Source organism: Salinicoccus roseus (assembly GCF_003814515.1).
In the GTDB taxonomy this organism is placed as follows: domain Bacteria; phylum Bacillota; class Bacilli; order Staphylococcales; family Salinicoccaceae; genus Salinicoccus; species Salinicoccus roseus.
In genome coordinates this window covers 1,252,786-1,272,848 of record NZ_RKQJ01000001.1, presented here as the reverse complement: position 1 = coordinate 1,272,848, position 20,063 = coordinate 1,252,786, and the positions used below count along the sequence as shown (strand labels likewise).

At 51.2% G+C, this 20,063-nt stretch carries 17 protein-coding genes; 15 read left to right on the top strand and 2 right to left on the bottom strand.

Translation table 11 applies throughout. The features are described from left to right. Positions 1-4: 4 nt before the first annotated feature. Entirely contained in the window at positions 5-961 is a 957-nt protein-coding gene (locus EDC33_RS06460; protein ID WP_094906696.1) for an LCP family glycopolymer transferase, read from the bottom strand. Between the two features lie 143 nt (positions 962-1,104). Here EDC33_RS06460 and EDC33_RS06455 point away from each other — a divergent pair, with 143 nt between their 5' ends. Continuing rightward, positions 1,105-2,157, top strand: a complete 1,053-nt coding sequence (locus EDC33_RS06455) for a glycosyltransferase family 4 protein (RefSeq protein ID WP_094906695.1) — start codon at positions 1,105-1,107, stop codon at positions 2,155-2,157. On the opposite strand, the gene EDC33_RS06450 is transcribed toward EDC33_RS06455, so the two are convergent. Then, positions 2,158-2,790: a YigZ family protein gene (locus EDC33_RS06450; RefSeq protein ID WP_094906694.1), complete on the bottom strand. Its 633-nt coding sequence runs from the start codon at positions 2,788-2,790 to the stop codon at positions 2,158-2,160. A gap of 116 nt (positions 2,791-2,906) precedes the next feature. Here EDC33_RS06450 and EDC33_RS06445 point away from each other — a divergent pair, with 116 nt between their 5' ends. The 14 genes from EDC33_RS06445 (at position 2,907) to EDC33_RS06370 (ending at position 19,890) form a co-directional block, all read left to right on the top strand. After that, positions 2,907-3,779 (top strand): DegV family protein, encoded by an 873-nt coding sequence (locus EDC33_RS06445; protein ID WP_094906693.1) that lies wholly within the window; start codon positions 2,907-2,909, stop codon positions 3,777-3,779. 67 nt (positions 3,780-3,846) lie between these two features. Further along, on the top strand, positions 3,847-5,097 hold the full coding sequence (locus EDC33_RS06440; RefSeq protein WP_124010555.1) for a helicase-related protein: 1,251 nt from the start codon (positions 3,847-3,849) through the stop codon (positions 5,095-5,097). Next, positions 5,094-5,762, top strand: coding sequence for a ComF family protein (locus EDC33_RS06435; RefSeq protein WP_124010554.1), 669 nt, complete (start codon positions 5,094-5,096; stop codon positions 5,760-5,762). Before EDC33_RS06440 ends, EDC33_RS06435 begins: the two co-directional genes overlap by 4 nt. A 55-nt stretch (positions 5,763-5,817) precedes the next feature. Next, positions 5,818-6,387, top strand: coding sequence for a ribosome hibernation-promoting factor, HPF/YfiA family (gene hpf, locus EDC33_RS06430; protein ID WP_094906690.1), 570 nt, complete (start codon positions 5,818-5,820; stop codon positions 6,385-6,387). A 146-nt stretch (positions 6,388-6,533) separates the two neighbouring features. Next, positions 6,534-9,056: a preprotein translocase subunit SecA gene (secA, locus tag EDC33_RS06425; RefSeq protein WP_124010553.1), complete on the top strand. Its 2,523-nt coding sequence runs from the start codon at positions 6,534-6,536 to the stop codon at positions 9,054-9,056. Between the two features lie 17 nt (positions 9,057-9,073). After that, a protein-coding gene (gene prfB / locus EDC33_RS06420) for a peptide chain release factor 2 (RefSeq protein ID WP_124010552.1) occupies positions 9,074-10,187 on the top strand; the annotation gives its coding sequence in 2 pieces (ribosomal slippage) (positions 9,074-9,145 and positions 9,147-10,187; 1,113 coding nt in all). A gap of 182 nt (positions 10,188-10,369) precedes the next feature. Then, positions 10,370-10,789 (top strand): c-type cytochrome, encoded by a 420-nt coding sequence (locus EDC33_RS06415; protein ID WP_124010551.1) that lies wholly within the window; start codon positions 10,370-10,372, stop codon positions 10,787-10,789. A 333-nt stretch (positions 10,790-11,122) separates the two neighbouring features. Continuing rightward, positions 11,123-12,253, top strand: coding sequence for a LysM peptidoglycan-binding domain-containing protein (locus EDC33_RS12725; protein ID WP_188358155.1), 1,131 nt, complete (start codon positions 11,123-11,125; stop codon positions 12,251-12,253). A gap of 157 nt (positions 12,254-12,410) precedes the next feature. After that, positions 12,411-12,959, top strand: a complete 549-nt coding sequence (locus tag EDC33_RS06395) for a TlpA disulfide reductase family protein (RefSeq protein ID WP_229716678.1) — start codon at positions 12,411-12,413, stop codon at positions 12,957-12,959. Next, a complete protein-coding gene (locus EDC33_RS06390) occupies positions 12,959-13,597 on the top strand; it encodes a YfbR-like 5'-deoxynucleotidase (RefSeq protein ID WP_094906685.1) in 639 nt (212 codons plus the stop codon). Before EDC33_RS06395 ends, EDC33_RS06390 begins: the two co-directional genes overlap by 1 nt. A gap of 3 nt (positions 13,598-13,600) precedes the next feature. Then, positions 13,601-13,837, top strand: coding sequence for a DUF2198 family protein (locus EDC33_RS06385; RefSeq protein WP_040105103.1), 237 nt, complete (start codon positions 13,601-13,603; stop codon positions 13,835-13,837). A gap of 79 nt (positions 13,838-13,916) precedes the next feature. Then, positions 13,917-15,890, top strand: a complete 1,974-nt coding sequence (gene uvrB, locus EDC33_RS06380; protein ID WP_124010550.1) for an excinuclease ABC subunit UvrB — start codon at positions 13,917-13,919, stop codon at positions 15,888-15,890. A 6-nt stretch (positions 15,891-15,896) separates the two neighbouring features. Then, on the top strand, positions 15,897-18,737 hold the full coding sequence (uvrA, locus tag EDC33_RS06375) for an excinuclease ABC subunit UvrA (protein ID WP_124010549.1): 2,841 nt from the start codon (positions 15,897-15,899) through the stop codon (positions 18,735-18,737). 1 nt (position 18,738) lies between these two features. Then, a complete protein-coding gene (locus EDC33_RS06370) occupies positions 18,739-19,890 on the top strand; it encodes a DUF4097 family beta strand repeat-containing protein (RefSeq protein WP_124010548.1) in 1,152 nt (383 codons plus the stop codon). Positions 19,891-20,063: the final 173 nt, after the last annotated feature.

Below are 20,063 nucleotides of genomic sequence, written 5' to 3'. Positions count from 1 at the left end.
TTTCTTATTCCAGTTCCAGGTTCTCCCGCAATTCTCTTCTTAACTCATTGTACGATTCGTCATTCGGGAGGAAATACCACAGGCCATCATCCAGTCTTTGGTCTGTACCTTCCAATGTCAGACGGTCCATATTCCGTGCAGCCTCCTGATAATCCGAACGGAGCGCATTCAATTCACCGAATGGGATATCCGTCCTCACATTGTCGCTCAGGACATTGAGCACACCATTGAAGTTGGTGAGCGTCTGGAGACTCATGATCTCCTGGGCAATGCCCTGAACCACCTGCTGCTGTCTATTCTGGCGCCCCGCGTCGCCGCCGGCACCTTCAGCCTTCCGGCTTCTTGAAAAGGCGAGGGCCATATCTCCATCCATCTCATAGGTCTCGCCTGCTGTAAACTGGTAACCCGACTGCTCGAATGTATCTTGGCTCGTTATGGTGACGCCGCCGATTTCATCAATGATCGTCGTAAATCCATCCATGTTGATGGAGACGAAGTGGTCGATGGGCAGGTCGAGGAAATTCTCTACAGTGCGTTTCGCCATCTCAGGACCACCGTAGGCGTATGCATGGTTTATCTTCTCCACCGTCCCCCGTTCTGCTATTTCAGCACGTGTATCCCGGGGGATGCTGACGATTCTTCCCTCGTCGGTATTGGGGTTCAGGGTCACGACCATTATCGTATCGGAGCGCTGCCCCATTCCGCTTTCATTGCGTTCCTGGTCGTCGTCCGTGCCGAACAGTACGACCGAGATCGGGTCTCCGTTCCGGAAGCTGACATCCGTTTCCCTGAGCTCCGAAGTGGCGTTGGAAAAATCGTCGTCAAACACCTGACCGGTAGTGCCTTTAAGCTGGAAGTACACATACGCGATGAGTCCTGCGAAAACAAGGACTGATATGAGGACCACAGCGAGCAGTATCTTTAATGCAGGATGCATCCTTCTTCTTTCTGTTCTTTTCATAGAATTCTCCTTTGTCTTAGTGACATAATTATACAACGAAACACAGACCAATGAAAAATATAAATGTGCAAAAATGGATGCGCGTTCCATAATTAAAGTGGAATGTGATATAGTGAATTGGAAATATTTAAGACGGTGATGATATGTATACTCTATTTCTATTGACGGTGTCATTCTTGATTTCATTGATTCTGATGCCGATTTTCATTTGGGGGAGCCGCAAGTTCGGCTTTGTAGACTACCCAAACAGCAGAAAAGTCCATTTAAAACCTATACCATACCTCGGAGGTGTGGCCATTCTGATCTCCTTTGCGATCGGTGTGCTCATCTCCCGTCCCATCGAGGCGGAATACAAAGCGATCATCCTCGGGGGGATCGTCATCGTCATTGTGGGGATAATAGATGACAAGTATGATCTGAAACCGGGACTCAAGCTCATCGGGCAGATAGCGGCGAGCCTGGTCCCGGTCTCATATGGCATCCTCATCGACCGCATCACACCGTTCGGCGTTGAAATCGAATTCGGCGTACTGGCGATTCCGATTACTATACTCTGGATGGTGGGAATCATCAATGCCATCAACTTGGTCGACGGCCTGGATGGACTTGCCACAGGGGTCTCCATCATTGCGTTGAGCAGCATCGGCTTCATCACCATCCTCCAGGGCAATATATTCGTCATGATGATATGCGTCATTCTCATCGGCGCGTGCCTGGGCTTTCTTGTATACAACTTCCACCCGGCCAAGATATTCCTTGGAGACAATGGAGCGATGCTGCTCGGCTTCATCATCAGCGTCGTGTCGCTCATGGGGTTCAAGAACATTACACTGATTTCACTGTTCTTCCCGATCATCATTCTTGCGGTGCCTTTCATAGACATGTTCTTTGCCGCATTGCGGCGCTACCGCAGCAATGTCTCGCTCGTGAAGGCGGACCGCAGCCATCTCCACCACAGGCTGCAGAATATGGGATATACACATGCAGAGAGCGTGGTGCTGATCTATTTCATCGCCCTTCTGTACTCAGGGGCAAGCATCATCCTCTACCTGTCCACCATCCCGGGGTCGGTCATCATCTTTCTTCTGCTCATCCTTACGACGGAGATCATCGTTGAGGCGACCAACCTCATCGACAGCGATAAAAAACCCGTCCTGGACTTTGCCAGAAGGATTTTCCACCGCATGTCCCCCTGATCATTCCACGGGGCTTTCAGCCTGGATCATCTCCATTTCTTCCAGGGTGGCGGTGTCCTTGGTGATTTCCTGTACCCGGTCGAGGAATGCCCCCCGGGCATCCTCCTCCACATGTACGAGATAGGTGACCTTGTCCGTGTAGACCGTGTCGCTGATGGCGATGCCGGATGCTTCGAGCTCATGTTCGAAGCGGTTCGTATACGTATAGTCCATCGTAATCCTGTACGGGATCATGTCGATCTCCACTACCTTGCCTGCTGCATTCACAGCATCGGAAGCGGCTCCAGAGTATGCGCGTATCAATCCGCCGGCCCCAAGCTTGATGCCGCCGAAATACCGGGTGACCACAACGGTCACATTATAGAGTCCTTCCCGTTTGAGCACTTCGAGTATGGGGACACCGGCAGTGCCGGAGGGCTCTCCATCGTCATCAGCCTTCTGTATGAGGGCGCTTTGTGTGAGGATGTATGCACTGCAGTTATGGTTGGCATCCTTATGCCGTGATTTGATTGAATTTATGAAGGATTTTGCCGCTTCCTCCGAGTCGGTACGCTGGATGTAAGCGATGAAGCGTGACTTGTTGATGGTTGTTTCGGTGGTCGTGTCCACCCTGTTCATGTACTGCTGTTCCATAATATGTTCACCTCTAGAACATAGTAACACATGGACGGATTCCTTAGGAATGTAGTAAACTGTATATCAAGTGTGAATGGAAAATAGAAGTGTGAATGCAAATTGGAGGAACGAGAATGAAGATAGCGGTAGTAGTGGATTCAACATCCTACCTGCCCAAAGGGCTGAAAGAAGAATACGATATCCGTACCATCCCGCTCAATGTCCTCATGGGTGACCAGGTGTACAGGGAGGATGAAGACATCACCAACGAAGAATTCTTCGAACAGATGCGTCAGATGGATGAACTGCCGACAACGAGCCAGCCATCAATCGGTGACTATATCCTCCTCCTGGAATCTTTGAGGAGCGAAGGCTTCACGGATGTTATCAGCGTCCATCTTTCAGGTGCACTCAGCGGCACTTACCAGAATGCGATGGCTGCGGGCCAGAGTGTTGAAGGAATCGAAGTCCATGCAGTCGATTCTGAGGTCGCCTGCTACGTCCAGGGATTCATGGCACTCTATGCTGCGCAGAACAAAAGCAGTCTTCCCCTGGACACGCTGCTGGAGCGGCTGGAGGAAATGAAGCGCCAGAAGCATACGAATGCGTATTTCGTCGTCGACACCCTCTCGAACCTTCAGAAGGGCGGACGGCTGACGAATGCACAGGCGCTGGTCGGCAGTCTGCTTAAAGTCAAGCCAATACTTGCATTCGAAGAGGGCAGGATCGTACCCTTCGAAAAGATACGGACGAAGAAGAAGGCATTGACCCGTGTGGAGGAAGTGTTCGCCAAGGAGATGGAGCGCCATAAGGGCAAACCGGTAACAGCGGTCGTCATCCACAGCAATGCAGAAGAAGAGGGTAGAAAATGGATGGAAAGTCTGCAGGCCGACTATCCGGATATAACATTCAGGTTGAGCTACTTTGGGCCGGTGATTGCAACGCATCTTGGTGAGGGTGCGCTCGGGCTCGGTTATACGACCTATGAAATCGATACAGACTACTGAACTATAGATCAGGGACGCAGCATTCTTTGCTGCGTCCTTTTTCATTCCAAAATAAAGGAGCCGATTGATGATACTCGACCATACAGGCAACATCACCTACAAACCTGCAGGTGTGGAGGCCGAACCGCCGCTATGCCACCGTTGCGGAAACAGGGATAGGCGTTATTTCTACACTTACTATGCGGATTTTCATGGGTCGGTGGTCATCTACTGCATGAAATGCGTCAATCTGGGCCGCTCGGACAGCGTCACCCCGCTTAGATGCCGGGACACTGAAAGGGTGGCGGAAGAGAGTCCATATGGACTCTCCTTCACCCTCAGCAGCCAACAGACCCGTGCTTCGGAAAGGATCCTTGAAACGGTGAAGACGGGCGGCTCCCTGCTGGTCCATGCAGTGACTGGGGCCGGCAAGACGGAGATGACCTTTGAAAGTATCGAATGGGCACGGATGAACGGGCTGAATGTGGCCTTCACCTCCCCGAGGATAGATGTGGTGAAGGAAGTGCATATGCGCCTCTGTGTGGCATTCAAGGGAAGTGACATCGACCTCATGCATGACGGGGTCAAGCAAGTGTACAACCATCACTTCACCGTATGCACCATCCATCAACTGTACAATTTCATCGGACACTTCGATCTGATCATCGTCGATGAAACGGATGCCTTCCCGCTGCCGCAGGATCCGCTGCTCATGCAGGTGGTCCGTCGTGCAGCGTCACCCCGTGCCTCCTTCATATTCATGACGGCCACGCCTTCCCGGCAGCTGATCCGGGAGGTGGGCAGGGATAATGTCATTACACTGCCGAGAAGGTACCACGGACATGATCTGGCAGTGCCGAAGCTGGTCTGGCATAATGTCTCCCGGGACCTTGGCCATGGGCGTCTTCCCCAAAAATTGATGATGCTGATCGATGCCATACTTGCAGAAGAAAGGCGGGTGCTCATATTCCTGCCGGAAATCCACATGATGGAAACGCTCTTCGACCTGATCAGCGCCTATTTTCCAGCCTCCGCCTCGGTGCACAGCGGTGACCCCGAACGGAGCGGGAAAGTGGAGCGGATGCGGAAAGGGGAGATTGAAGTGATGCTGACGACGACGATTCTTGAGCGGGGTGTCACATTCGACCGGCTCGATGCCATAATCATCCATGCGGAAAGGTTCAATTCGGAAAGCCTCATACAGATGTGCGGCCGTGTAGGGAGGAAGACGACGGATCCAGTCGGCCGCATCTGGTTCATCGCCCACCATCAGAGTGCCAGCATCAGGAAGACCCTGAGCACCATCCACGACTTCAACCGCAGGAGGGTGGAAGGATGATCTGCTACTACTGTCATGAAGCAATGCAGGAAGAAGTGGATATCGTCAATCTGTTCAAGAAAAGGGCTCCCCTGTGTGATGGATGCCGCGATGCACTCTCCCGATGGCGCGCCGGGAAGCGCTGCGGATTCTGCCACAGGCTGATGCAGACCGATGAAACGGTGTGCCTGGACTGCCGCTTCCTGTCCAGCCGCTTCCGTCCACCTGAGAGCATCACCTGTCTGCTCGATTATCACGGGGCAGTAAAAATGCTTTTCCACCGCTATAAGTTCACAGGTGATTGTGCACTCGCCGAAGTGGTTGCGATGTTTCTCGACAGCCGTTTCAGGGAATATGATGTAATCATACCAATACCCATCTCGAAGGCCAGGATGGAAGAGCGCGGCTATGACCAGACGACCATGGTGCTGGAGGCAAAAGGAGTGGCTTACAGCCCTTTTCTCGAAACGAAAACCAGGAGCCGCCAGTCCGGACTTGGAAAGGCAGAGAGGGCCCGTAGGGATAATCCATTCCTTCTGAACTGCCGCCGTGAAGATCTTGAAGGCAAGCGTATCCTTCTGGTCGATGACATCTACACGACAGGGATGACGGTGCATCAGGCAATGGAGAAACTATACACCTTTTTCCCCGGCATCATCGATGTGTTAACGTTTTCAAAAGCCTGAACAGTTTGGTATAATGAAAGTAGGAAGAATAACGTACTTAAGGAGGGGTTTCACCATGATCAGATGTGAAATTCGTGGAGAAAATATCGAAGTGACAGATGCAATCAGAAGCCACATAGAGGAGAAAGTGGGCAAGCTGGAACGTTACTTCACAAATGCTCCAAATACACACGCCCATGTCAACATCAAGACATACGGCAACAAGAAGGGCAAAGTTGAAATCACCATCCCTATGAAAGACCTGACACTACGCGCAGAGGAAAGACATGATGATCTATATGCAGCTGTCGACCTTATAATAGATAAGCTGGAAAGGCAGATCAGAAAGCATAAGACGAAGATCAACCGCAAATTCAGGGAAAAGAATCCGGAACAGGAATTCTTTGCAGCACTGGAAGCGGGCGCGAATGGTACAGAGGAAGAGGAGAGCGATGAAGGCATCGATATCGTGCGCTCCAAGCAATTCCAGCTGAAGCCGATGGACTCTGAAGAGGCGGTACTGCAGATGAATATGCTTGGTCATGACTTCTTCATCTTCAATGATAGGGAAACGGAAGGTACAAGCATCGTCTACAGACGCAACGACGGCAAGTATGGCCTGATCGAAACGAATGAAGGCGTCTGATGACGCGTTCCATCCATAATTACAAGGAGTCCCTGATTGCATGCAATCAGGGACTCCTTCTGATTGTGTTCATTTTATTTTTACCCCATTTAATGATATTATTATGAAATGAATTAACAGTGAGATAGAGCGGGGGAGAGAAATCCATGGGTATTTTGGATAAGATCTACGACGGCAATAAACGGGAGCTGAAATCACTCCGTAAAGTTGCTGATAAAGTAGAGGAATATAAAGAGGATTTCGCCAAGTTGAGCGATGAGCAGCTCAGGGTGAAGACCGATGAATTCAAGGAAAAGCTTGGCGAAGCCAAAGATGAGAAGCAGCAGGAGAAGATGTTGGATGACATCCTCCCTGAAGCCTTTGCGACGGTGCGGGAAGCCTCAAAGCGCACGTTGGGGCTGGAACCCTATCCTGTTCAGATCATGGGCGGGGTGACCCTCCACAAAGGGGACATCGCCGAGATGAAGACGGGTGAAGGTAAGACCCTCACTGCGACGATGCCGGTCTATCTGAATGCCCTGACCGGAAAGGGCGTCCATGTCATCACGGTCAACGAATACCTTTCTGCCACGCAGATGGAGGAAATGTCGGTACTGTATAATTTCCTCGGCCTCAGCGTAGGACTGAACCTCAATGCAAAGAACAGCGAGGAGAAGCGTGAGGCATTTGCTGCGGACATAACCTATACGACGAACAACGAGCTCGGTTTCGACTACTTGAGGGACAACATGGTCACCTACAGGAGGGACCGGGTGCTCAGAGGCCTGAACTATGCCATCATCGATGAGGTCGACTCGATCCTCATAGACGAAGCGCGTACACCGCTCATCATTTCAGGCAAGGCGGACCAGTCCAATACACAGTACATCCAGGCGAATGCCTTCGTCAAAATGCTCAAGGAAGATGAGGATTTCACGTATGACGTCAAGACGAAGAACATCCAGCTCAACGACGAAGGGATGGAGAAGGCGGAGAAATGGTTCAAGGTGGAAAACCTCTATGATGTGAAGCACGTGAACCTCCTGCACCACATCAATCAGGCGCTGAAGGCGCATTTCTCCATGCAGCGTGACATCGACTACGTCGTGGAAGACGAAAAGATCGTCATCGTCGACCAGTTCACCGGCCGTAAGATGAAGGGGCGCCGCTTCTCGGATGGTCTGCACCAGGCGATCGAAGCCAAGGAAGGTATGGACATCCAGAACGAGTCCAAGACGATGGCCTCCATCACTTTCCAGAACTTCTTCAGGCAGTTCAATAAGCTGTCGGGTATGACGGGTACAGCGAAAACGGAAGAGGAAGAATTCCTCAACATATACAATATGAAGGTCACCATGATCCCAACGAACAAACCGATCGCCAGAACCGATCGTACAGATAAGATCTATTCGACGAAGGAATACAAGTTCAAGCATGTCATCGATGAAGTGGTGGAAAGGTACCGCCAGGGCCAGCCGGTGCTCATCGGTACAGTCGCCGTCGAGACAAGCGAGTACATCTCGGAAATGCTGCGCAAGAAAGGCATCCGGCATAATGTGCTCAATGCGAAGAACCACGAAAGGGAAGCGGAAATCATTGCAAACGCCGGCAAGAAAGGCGCTGTGACGATCGCGACCAACATGGCCGGACGTGGGACGGACATCAAACTCGGTGAAGGCGTCAAAGAAGTCGGCGGGCTCGCCGTCATCGGTACTGAACGTCACGAGTCCCGGCGTATAGACGACCAGCTCCGTGGGCGTGCCGGACGTCAAGGTGATGTCGGTATCAGTACATTCTACCTATCACTTGAAGATGACCTGATGAGACGGTTCGGTTCCGAACGTATGCAGAGCACGATGCAGCGTCTGGGCATGGCAGAGGAGGAACTGACCTCCAAAATGATCGCCAGGGCAGTCGAGTCTGCACAGAAACGCGTCGAAGGGAACAACTTCGACTCCCGGAAGAAACTGCTTGAATATGATGATGTATTGAGGCGGCAGAGGGAGATCATCTACGAAGAAAGAAATGAGATCATCGACAAGGAAGATGTACGCGAGCAGCTCATGGGGATGATCGAATCTTCTGTAGAACGTACGACGAACTATTATATACTTGAAGATGAGGAACTGAGGGACTACGAGCAGTTCATCAAGACGGTGGAAGACATGTACCTGACTGAAGAATCAATTGAAGTTGGGGATGTCAGAGGCAAGGAAAGTGAAGAGATCGTTCCACTCATCCTCGAAAAGATTGAGCATGAACTCGCTGAGAAGGAAGAGCGGCTGGGTGCCGACAAGATGAGGCTGTTCGAGCGCATGATGATGCTGCGGACGATCGACCAGAAGTGGGTCGAGCACATCGACAGCATGGACCAGCTCAGGACAGGCATACACCTCCGGTCCTATGGGCAGATCAACCCGCTCCGGGAGTATCAGAATGAAGGGCTCCAGATGTTTGAGGACATGCTTGTATCCATCGAGGACGATACGGCGAAGTATGTGATGAAGACTGAAGTGAAGTCAGACGAAGAGATCCGGCGCGAGCAGGTCATCGACAAAGGTGAGATGCATGCCGGAGACAGCAAGGAGAAAGTGAAGAAAGAGCCGGCCAAGAAAGAAATGAAAGTCGGCCGCAACGACCCATGCCCATGCGGTTCAGGGAAGAAATACAAGAATTGTCATGGAAAATAGATGAAAGAGGGATATTTATGGAATTGTATGAGATAAGGAATTTCATTGGTGACATGCACGGGAAACTTGATGACTTCAGGGGGTCTCTTTGACTTAGAGGAAAAAGAGATCCAGATCAGGGAGTATGAAGAAAGGATGACCGACCCTGGCTTCTGGGACAACCAGGAGGAGGCGCAGCAGGTCATCGACAGCAACAACAACCTGAAAAAAGTCGTCGATGAATTCCACAACATTGAAGCAGCCGTCGAGGATATTGAGGTTTCATATGAGCTGCTTAAAGAGGAAAACGATGAAGACATGTACCGTACGCTGGAAGAGAATGTGTCCCAGGTGCGCGCCCAGATCCAGGCATTCGAACTCAATATGCTCCTGAACAACGAGCATGATGGATTGAATGCGATACTTGAACTTCATCCCGGCGCCGGCGGCACCGAATCCCAGGATTGGGCGGAGATGCTGCTGCGCATGTACCAGCGCTATGCCGATCAGCAGGGCTTCAAAGTCGAAACGCTCGATTACCAGGCCGGAGACGAAGCAGGTGTCAAAAGTGTCGCGCTGCTGATCAAGGGCCTCAACAGCTACGGGCTGCTGAAGGCCGAGAAGGGCGTGCACCGCCTGGTGCGCATCTCGCCTTTCGATTCATCAGGCAGACGGCATACTTCATTCGTTTCATGTGAAGTTACACCGCAGTTTGAGAACCAGGACATCAAGATCGAAGTGAAGCCTGAAGAGATCAGCGTCGACACCTACCGAGCAAGCGGCGCCGGCGGGCAGCACGTCAATACGACCGACTCTGCAGTACGGATCACCCACCATCCGACCGGCATTGTCGTGACATGCCAGAATGAGCGGTCACAGATCAAAAACCGCGACCAGGCGATGACGATGCTGAAGTCCAAACTGTATCAGAGGGAACTTGAGGAGCAGCGGGCAGAGATCGATGCCATCAAGGGTGAACAGAAGGAGATCGGATGGGGCAGCCAAATACGCTCCTACGTCTTCCACCCCTATTCGATGGTGAAGGACCATCGTACGAATATGGAGGTCGGAAACACCGACAAGGTCATGGACGGTGATATCGGTCCGTTCATCGATGCCTATCTCCGAATGACGATGGATGATGAAGGATGATGAATCATGTTCCCCCGGTTGGGGGAACATTTTTTATGGCCAGAAAACTTCATTGGATTGCTCTAGGCAGACTTTAGAAAATTCATAATTCTGCCCCAACATCCGAAAATGGTGTTTAAGTACTCAATGCCCCGGGGTATGGAGCTAATATAAACAATTATATTGGTAAAGGAGACAGGCTGATGAAAAAGTTCTGGTTACTTATGAGTTTTGCGATGGTGCTTGTACTTGGTGCTTGTGGCGGAGATTCCGGTGGAGATTCAGAAGAGGCTACTGATGAAGCAACAACTGAAGAGACGACAATGGAAGAGAGCACCGAAGAGGAGACCGAGGAAAGTACTGAGGAGTCCGACAGTGCAGATGCCGGCGATTCCGAGCTTGCACAGGAAGCATTCCAGCAGAACAACTGCATGAGCTGCCACGGTGAAGACCTGGAAGGTGCGAGCGGTCCGGCATTGACGGATGTAGGCAGCCGCCTTTCAGAGGATGAAATCCGCACTACGATCGAAGAGGGCGGGAACGGCATGCCATCCGGACTGGTAAGTGATGAAGAGGAACTGGATGCTCTTGTTCAATGGCTGTCCACTCAGACCGGTGAATAGAAATATTACAATGACACTTCAATAAGAGAAAGAAATGCATCAATTGAATATCCATAAAAATAGCGAAAACAGGCTGGGCATGGGGCTCAGCCTGTTTTATTTTTGTTTGGGGGTGGGTGATACTGCATATTACAGTCCATTCCCCTCATTTCGTTTACATTACAAGTCAATTACAAATGCCCATAAAGCAATTTTTGTGTGCTATAGTGTGCACCGTAGTCAAAAGGACATGCCTAAAGACAAACTAACATTAGAAAATTACCCGGTCGGGGACATATATAAACAATGAAACATCAATTAAGGTTCAAAAGAAATTAGGAGGATTTACTTATTATGAAGAAGACACTACTGTCAGTAGCAACAGTTACAGCACTTACAGGGATCGCGTCACACAATATATCAGCAGCAGAGTACACGGTAGAGAGTGGAGATACACTATGGAGCCTTGCAAATGAAAGCGGCACATCCGTCTCCACTCTTAAAGAAGTCAATGAACTTTCCGGAGATCTCATTGTTCCAGGAGATGTACTTGAAGTCGATGCAGAACCTTCAGAAGAAGATGCTCAGGAAAATGACGGTACATACGTCATCAAATCCGGTGACACGCTTTTTGAAATCGGACAGAAGTTCGATGTAGACTATCAGAAGATCATGGAGTGGAATAATCTTTCTACAGATATGATCTATGCAGGCAAAACATTGATTGTAGCTGCAAGCGCGGCACCGGCTACTGAAACCGTCGAAGAAGCGCCAGCAGTACAGGAAGCGCCAGCAGTTGAAGAGCAGAGTGAAGTCGTGGAAGAAGCACCGGCAGTCGAAGAAGAGCAGGCTGAAGTCGTGGAAGAAGCACCAGCAGTTGAAGAGACTGAACAGGACCAGCCTTCTGCACCAGCAGCTGCACAAAATGACAACCAGGCAGCTGAACAGGCAGCGGCAGAGCAGAGAGCGGCTGAACAGGCAGCGGCAGAGCAGAGAGCGGCTGAACAGGCAGAAGCAGAGCAGAGAGCGGCTGAACAGGCAGAAGCTGAGCGTCAGGAAAGAATCCAGCAACGTGAAGCAGAGCAGGCAGAAGCACAGGAGCAGCAAGCTCAACAGGCACAATCCCAGCAAGTTTCTACTGGCGGTGGGAATGCGGCATCCGTTGCCCACTCCGTAGCGGCAGGCAAATCATATGTTTATGGTGGAAACTCTGCTTCAGTAGTGGACTGCTCGGCACTGACACAGCAGTTCATGCAGGCGTATAAAGGCAAGAGCATTCCAAGAACAGCTGCAGCTCAGATGGCGGCAGGCACCCAGGTATCCAATCCACAGCCTGGCGACCTTGTATTCTTCAACGGTGGTTCCCACGTCGGAATCTACATCGGAAACGGCCAGATGGTTGATGCACTCAACCCTTCCGAAGGTGTCGGACAACGTGCTGTAAGTTATGTGAATGGTACGATAGACGGATACTTCAGATACTAATATATATGAATCTACAGGGTCAGAACTTTGTTCTGACCTTTTTTGCATGCTTAAAACAATGTAAGCAGAGACCTATTATGTTAAACTAATCTAAATAAATCATAAGGTATGTTGAATGATGAAAACGAAAAATATAATCATAATTTTATTGTTGGCAGTGTTCTTCTTCTTTGTCGGTGCAGGTATTGCAGCTGTTGTGAATATGTCGGAAGAGGGGCTCAAGGAGCAGTCCCTCCAGACGCTTCAGGATTCTGAAGGGCGTGACAACCATCATGCCGTCGGCATGAACATCCTCGGTGAGCCGATGAAGGGCCTCCGCAATGATGAGGATTCCCTTGAGTCGATCATCAGATCGAACGAGGTGACCGTCATCAATTTCTTCGCTTCCTGGTGTGATCCATGCCGCAGGGAGACGCCGGAACTGAATGCTTTCCATGAAGGGAAAAAAGACGAGCCGGTCGCCATCGTCGGCATCAATGTGGACGATAAGCCTTCGAACAGGGATGCCTTTTTGGAGGAGTTCGAAGTGGCATATCCGGTATTCGAGTTTGCTGATGAGGCTGAATCCATCGAATCGTATAACATCCATCTCATGCCCACCACATTCTTTGTGGATGGTGAAGGTGAAATCATCAGGGCATATGTCGGCGAAGTGGAACAGAATCTGATCAACGATTATACTAACTACGTCAAGGAGGAATCCTAATGGGGGTCCATCAGTATTTCAAAAGCCTGAATGACCTGGAGAAACTGGTCAGGTGCCCGGGCAAATTCAAATATCAGGATCATAATGTCGCAGCCCACTCTTTCAAAGTGACGAAGATTGCACAGTACCTTGGGACTGTGGAAGAGTACCACGGAAACGAAATCAATTGGAAGAGTCTGTATGAAAAAGCACTGAACCATGATTATCCGGAAATTTTCACAGGTGATATAAAGACACCGGTCAAATATGCATCCGGGGAGCTCAACATGCTCTTCAAGGAAGTGGAGGAAAGCATGACGACCCGTTTTATAGAAGAAGAGTTTCCGCCCGAGTATCATGACATCTATCTGAAGCGCCTCCGTGAGGGAAAGGACGGGACCCTGGAGGGGCAGATCCTCTCCGTAGCCGACAAGATCGACCTCCTGTACGAATCCTTCGGTGAGATACAGAAGCGGAATCCGGAACCCCTGTTCTTCGAAATCTATGAGATGTCCCTCCTTACCATAAGAAAATTCTCCCACCTCACGTGCGTGCAGGACTTTCTCGAGAATATACTTACGGATATGCTGAAAGAGCGTTTTATACCGAAAACGGAACTGATGGATATTACAGAATCCATCATGAACAAGGAGATCTGATGGATGGCGCTTTACTGGTACATGATGGCAATGGTCGTTCCTGCAATTACCGTTGTGGTATTCACACGGTTGACACGCAATAAATTTCTGGCCGTCCTTTTGACGTTCATCATTTTCGGCGTGTCGATCTATCGTGGATTCTATCATTCCGAATGGGTCATTTTCATCGATGCCATTTCAATAGTCATCGGCTATATGCTGGTGGAAATATACAGTTTAGATCAAGTGGATGAAGAATAGAAATAACCGAACAAATGTTTGTTATTTCTATTTTTATTTTGTAGAATAGTGTTTGAGTAAAAAATGGGGGAAGAGTCGAATGGCAAAATTTGAAGTCGTTTCCAAGTTCAAGCCGGCAGGTGACCAGCCAAAAGCGATAGAAGAGATAAGCGGACAGATCAAGTCCGGCAACAGGCACCAGACGCTGCTCGGTGCCACGGGTACAGGGAAGACCTATACGATGAGCAAGGTGATCGAGGAGGTCGGCAAGCCGACATTGATCATCGCCCACAACAAGACGCTTGCGGGCCAGCTGTACAGCGAATTCAAGGAATTTTTCCCGAACAACCGGGTAGAGTATTTCGTCAGCTACTATGACTACTATCAGCCGGAAGCCTATGTGCCCCAGACTGATACATTCATCGAGAAGGACGCCCAGATCAATGACGAAATCGACAAGCTGCGGCACTCTGCGACAAGCTCGCTGTTCGAGCGTGATGATGTCATCATCATCGCTTCGGTCAGCTGCATCTACGGCCTCGGTAATCCTGAAGAATATAAGGATATGGTCGTCAGTGCGCGTGTCGGCATGCAGATGGACCGAAATGAATTTCTCCGCAAACTGGTCGATGTCCAGTACGCACGCAACGATATCGATTTTAGGCGGGGGACATTCCGGGTAAGGGGAGATATAGTGGAAGTTTTCCCTGCTTCAAGGGACGAACAGTGCATCCGTGTCGAATTCTTCGGGGATGAAATCGACCGCATCAGGGAAGTGGACTATCTTACAGGGGAAGTGCTCGCCGAAAGGGAACACTTCGCCATTTTCCCGGCATCCCACTTCGTCACGCGTGAAGAGAAGATGAAAGTGGCGATCGAACGGATTGAGCGTGAGCTTGAGGAACAGCTCCAGATCCTCAGGGAGGACAACAAGCTGCTTGAGGCCCAGCGCCTCGAGCAGCGGACGAACTATGATCTTGAGATGATGCGGGAGATGGGCTTCTGTTCCGGCATCGAGAACTACTCCGTCCACCTCACCCTCCGTCCGATGGGATCGACGCCGTACACACTGCTCGACTATTTTGATGATTTCCTCGTAATGATAGATGAGTCCCACGTTACATTGCCGCAGATACGGGGGATGTACAACGGTGACCAGGCGAGGAAGAAAGTGCTCGTCGACCATGGTTTCAGGCTGCCGAGTGCGCTTGACAACCGGCCGTTGAAGTTCGAGGAATTCGAGGCCAAGACCCAGCAGCTGCTGTATGTCTCAGCGACGCCGGGACCATTTGAGATCGAACACACCGAGAAGATGGTGGAGCAGATCATCCGTCCGACCGGCCTGCTCGATCCGACCATCGATGTGCGGCCGACGGAGCACCAGATCGATGATCTGCTCGAGGAGATCGTCACACGTACCGAAAGGAACGAGCGTGTACTCATCACCACACTTACAAAGAAGATGTCCGAGGATCTGACGGACTACCTCAAGGAGTCCGGCGTCAAGGTCCAGTATCTCCATTCCGAGGTCAAGACGCTCGAGCGGATAGAAATACTGCGGGAGCTGCGCATGGGCACGTACGATGTCCTCGTGGGCATCAACCTGCTCCGGGAAGGTCTGGATATCCCGGAGGTGTCCCTTGTAGCGATACTCGACGCCGATAAGGAAGGATTCCTGCGCTCCAGCCGTTCCCTCGTCCAGACCATCGGACGTGCAGCGCGGAACAGCGGTGGTCATGTCATCATGTATGGTGATAAGATCACCGATTCCATGCGGTATGCATTGGATGAGACGCAACGGCGCCGGGACACGCAGATCGCCTATAATGAAGCGCATGGCATCACGCCGCAGACCATCCAGAAGGAGATCCGCGACACGATCAGCGCCCAGGTCGACCTGAAAGAGGAAGGCAGAAAGAAAGACGGCAAGAAGAAAGGCAAGATGACGAAGAAGGAAAGAGAAAAAATAATGGCTCAGCTGGAAGCAGATATGAAACAGGCGGCCAAGGAACTCGATTTCGAGACTGCCTCAGAGTTGAGAGACGCATTGTTTGAGCTGAAAGCAGAAGGGTGATCATTTTTGAAAAATAAAAATATCAGCATCAGAGGTGCAAGACAGCATAATCTAAAGGACATCAATGTAGATATCCCAAGGGACCAGCTGGTGGTGATGACGGGACTGTCCGGTTCCGGCAAGTCCTCCCTGGCATTCGACACGATCTATGCAGAAGGCCAGCGGCGCTATGTCGAATCGTTGAGCGCATATGCAAGACAGTTCCTTGGACAGATGGAGAAGCCGGATGTCGATTCGATCGAGGGGCTTTCCCCGGCAATCTCCATAGACCAGAAGACGACGAGCAACAATCCCCGCTCAACCGTATCGACGATCACGGAAATCTATGACTATCTGCGCCTGCTCTATGCACGTGCCGGAACGCCATACTGTCCCATCCATAATATAGAAATCACTTCCCAGACGATCCAGGAGATGGTGGACCGTGTCATGGAACTGCCTGAAAGGACAAAGATCCAGCTCTTCGCCCCGATCATCAAAGGACGCAAGGGCATGCATGAAAAAGTGTTCGAAGAGCTGGCGAAGGAGGGGTACGCCCGCGTCATCGTAGACGGTGAGATGTATGATATCGAATCTGTGCCGGAACTGGAGAAGAACAAGAAACATGACGTCGATGTCGTCGTCGACCGCCTGGCGGTCCGGGAGGGCATAGAATCCCGTCTGAGCGACTCGCTGCAGACCGCACTCATAAAAGGCGAAGGCAATGTCACAGTCAATGTGATCGATGGGCATGACATGCACTTCTCGGAACATTTCTCATGCCCCGAATGCGGATTCACATTATCGGAAATGGAGCCGAGGCTGTTTTCGTTCAACGCCCCCTATGGTGCCTGTCCGGATTGTGATGGCCTCGGAATGAAGATGGCAGTGGATGAGCGCCTGGTCATCCCCGACGACTCCCTTACCCTTGAAGATGGTGCATTTGTGCCATGGCAGCCGATCAGTTCAGACTATTATCCGACGCTGCTCAGGCAGACGTGCGATCATTTCGGCATCGATATGAAGACGCCCTACAAGGAGCTGCCGAAGAAGGAAAAGAACCTGCTCCTTTATGGTTCGAAAGGTGAGATGGTCAACTATGAATTCAGGCAGAGCAATGGCATCGTCCGTCAGCGCAGAATGCCTTATGAAGGCCTGGTCAACAATATCGAACGCAGGTATAAGGAAAGTCCTTCCGAGTATACACGCGGCATCATGAGCACTTACATGAGGGAAATCGAATGCAAGACATGTGGGGGATACCGCCTGAACGAGGAGGCACTGGCCGTCAAAATCGATGGCCGTCATATCGGAGCGGCGGTCGACGAGCCTGTCAAGGAGGCGCTTGAGTTCTTCACGGGCCTCGAACTGTCGCCGAAGAACAGGCAGATTGCGGCACCGATCCTGAAGGAGATCAATGAACGGCTGACGTTCCTGTACAATGTCGGTCTCGACTACCTCACACTCAACCGCCGCAGCGGGACGCTCTCAGGCGGCGAAGCCCAGCGCATCCGGCTGGCGACCCAGATCGGCTCGAGGCTGAGCGGAGTGCTGTATATACTTGACGAACCGTCAATCGGCCTCCATCAGCGCGACAACGACCGGCTGATCAGAACCCTTAAGGACATGCGGGATCTCGGCAATACGCTGATCGTCGTAGAACATGATGAGGATACGATGCTTGCGAGCGATCACCTCATCGATATCGGTCCGGGGGCAGGGGAGCACGGGGGCCGTGTGATGGCCCAGGGCACCCCGCAGGAAGTGATGAAGGATGAGAATTCCATCACCGGACAGTATCTCAGCGGCAAAAAGGAGATACCGCTGCCCGAAAACTACCGTAAGCCGGACATGAAGCGCGTCCTTGAAGTGCGCGGCGCCAAGGAGAACAACCTGAAGAACATCAATGTGAAGGTGCCTCTGTCTGTAATGAATGTCGTGACGGGGGTTTCCGGTTCCGGGAAGAGTACCCTGATCAATGAAATACTGTATAAGGGACTGCACTCGAAACTCTACAAGACGAAGCAGATACCAGGGAAGCATAGGGAAATCAAAGGGGCGGAAAATATTGAGAAGATCATCGACATCGACCAGTCGCCGATCGGCAGGACACCGCGGAGCAACCCGGCCACCTATACAGGGGTATTCGATAATATCCGCGATGTCTTCGCCCAGACCAACGAGGCGAAAGTGCGGGGCTATCAGAAGGGCCGCTTCAGCTTCAATGTCAAGGGCGGGCGCTGTGAGGCCTGTAAGGGCGATGGCATCATCAAGATAGAAATGCATTTCCTCCCGGATGTGTTCGTACCATGTGAAGTATGTGATGGAAAGCGTTATAATAGAGAGACACTCGAAGTGAAATATAAGGATAAGAGCATTGCAGACGTATTGGCGATGACTGTTGAAGAGGCGTACTATTTCTTTGAGAACATCCCGAAAATCAAGCGCAAGATCAAGACGCTGCTCGATGTGGGCCTCGGCTATGTCAGGCTTGGCCAGCCGGCGACCACACTGTCCGGCGGGGAGGCCCAGCGTGTCAAGCTGGCCTCCGAGCTTCATAGGCGGTCCGATGGCAAATCGCTGTATATACTCGATGAGCCGACGACAGGACTGCATTCCGAAGACATCGGAAAGCTGATCACCGTCATACAGAGGCTCGTCGACAACGGGGACACCGTCATCGTAATCGAGCACAATCTCGACGTCATCAAAGTGGCGGACCACATCATCGATCTGGGTCCCGAGGGCGGCGATGGCGGCGGCACGGTCGTGGTCGAAGGATCCGTGCAGGATGTCATGGCGGAAGCGGACAGCTATACGGGCCATCATCTAAAAAAATGGTTGGACAGAAACCACCAGGGGGATTGAAATGGATAATAAAGACCGCATTCTAAAAATGCTGGAAGAAGGAAAGATCACATCCGAGGAAGCAGTCCGGCTTCTCGACGCAATAGAGTCCAAACCGGACAGGGGACAGACGGAGCAAAATGAAGGCAGCCGCCAGGAACACACCAGGAATACAGCCGAAGAAGATTCTAAGGATGTCTTCCAGCAGTTCATGAGTGAATTCCAGAGATACGTCAATACCGATAAGGCAAATCAGGCATTCAGCCAGGTGAAGAGCAGGCTTGAAGGGCAGAAGCAGACGGCGCAGGTCTACAAGACCTTTGAAAAGGCATTCGATAATGTCAAAAACAGCACAATCGATTCGATGTTCACACAAGGGTCGAAGAACCGTCTGATTGAAACGATCGAAGACAGCTATTCGAACATCTCGGTCGATATTACGAACGGCAATGTCAAGGTGGTGCCGACGGACAGGGTGACGACGGCGAAATTCGAAGTCACGCCTTTCTACCGCAAGCTCGACAAGCAGAGGAACTATTTCCAGGACATCATCTGTGAAGTCAAGAATGACGAGCTCATCATCGTTTCCGACATCCGGACAGCACGGGTGAACGTCGAGCTGCAGGTGAACCCATCCATCGTCAACAGGCTGATCGTATCCGGGTCAAACGGAAACGTCAGCATCGAGGGACAGGAATTCAATGATCTGACCGTGGATCTGCTGAACGGCAGCATCAATCTGGACGAGACGGCAAGCAGCAGTGCCTTCATACGGACTTCAAGAGGCAACGTCAATGTCAAAGGCGGTGCCCACGGCGCCCTTGAACTAATCTCGATGGTCGGGACGATCAATACCGAAACACTCAATGCACAGGATGTCACCGTATCATCCAATGGTTCGGTGAACATCTCCCTCAACGAGCGTACCGAATCGGCCACCATCAATGCGAACATGGGCAGCATCAATATAAATGTGCCGCATGACCGTGCCCTGGAAGGACGGTTGAGCACCGTCGTCGGCCAGATCAACTATCCACCGGATCTGGACGCCAGGTTCATGAAATCCCAGGATATCGGCTTCAAGGAGCTCATGCTCGTCAATGATACCGATGAGAAGGCGCTCCTCCTGGAAGTGGGGACGAAGTTCGGCAGCGTAACGCTGCACCGCAGCTGAATAGGATGAACCCATGGCCCGGCAGCCTCTGCCGGGCTTTGTTCGTTCTGTACGGAACACCCGCCTGGAACAAATATGGCGGCCCTGTGAAATAAGGGGGTTGGCCCCAAATTGCCGCTCGCCTGCAACCCGATTTATTGAAAATGATTTTCCGATTCTTTATAGTTGAAGTA

Excerpts from the sequence above, each read along its gene's own strand:
- EDC33_RS06460 (WP_094906696.1), bottom strand. The coding sequence starts at position 961 with ATGAAAAGAACAGAAAGAAGAAGGATGCATCCTGCATTAAAGATACTG.
- EDC33_RS06455 (WP_094906695.1), top strand. The coding sequence starts at position 1,105 with ATGTATACTCTATTTCTATTGACGGTGTCATTCTTGATTTCATTGATT.
- EDC33_RS06450 (WP_094906694.1), bottom strand. The coding sequence starts at position 2,790 with ATGGAACAGCAGTACATGAACAGGGTGGACACGACCACCGAAACAACC.
- EDC33_RS06445 (WP_094906693.1), top strand. The coding sequence starts at position 2,907 with ATGAAGATAGCGGTAGTAGTGGATTCAACATCCTACCTGCCCAAAGGG.
- EDC33_RS06440 (WP_124010555.1), top strand. The coding sequence starts at position 3,847 with ATGATACTCGACCATACAGGCAACATCACCTACAAACCTGCAGGTGTG.
- EDC33_RS06435 (WP_124010554.1), top strand. The coding sequence starts at position 5,094 with ATGATCTGCTACTACTGTCATGAAGCAATGCAGGAAGAAGTGGATATC.
- hpf (WP_094906690.1), top strand. The coding sequence starts at position 5,818 with ATGATCAGATGTGAAATTCGTGGAGAAAATATCGAAGTGACAGATGCA.
- secA (WP_124010553.1), top strand. The coding sequence starts at position 6,534 with ATGGGTATTTTGGATAAGATCTACGACGGCAATAAACGGGAGCTGAAA.
- EDC33_RS06415 (WP_124010551.1), top strand. The coding sequence starts at position 10,370 with ATGAAAAAGTTCTGGTTACTTATGAGTTTTGCGATGGTGCTTGTACTT.
- EDC33_RS12725 (WP_188358155.1), top strand. The coding sequence starts at position 11,123 with ATGAAGAAGACACTACTGTCAGTAGCAACAGTTACAGCACTTACAGGG.
- EDC33_RS06390 (WP_094906685.1), top strand. The coding sequence starts at position 12,959 with ATGGGGGTCCATCAGTATTTCAAAAGCCTGAATGACCTGGAGAAACTG.
- EDC33_RS06385 (WP_040105103.1), top strand. The coding sequence starts at position 13,601 with ATGGCGCTTTACTGGTACATGATGGCAATGGTCGTTCCTGCAATTACC.
- uvrB (WP_124010550.1), top strand. The coding sequence starts at position 13,917 with ATGGCAAAATTTGAAGTCGTTTCCAAGTTCAAGCCGGCAGGTGACCAG.
- EDC33_RS06370 (WP_124010548.1), top strand. The coding sequence starts at position 18,739 with ATGGATAATAAAGACCGCATTCTAAAAATGCTGGAAGAAGGAAAGATC.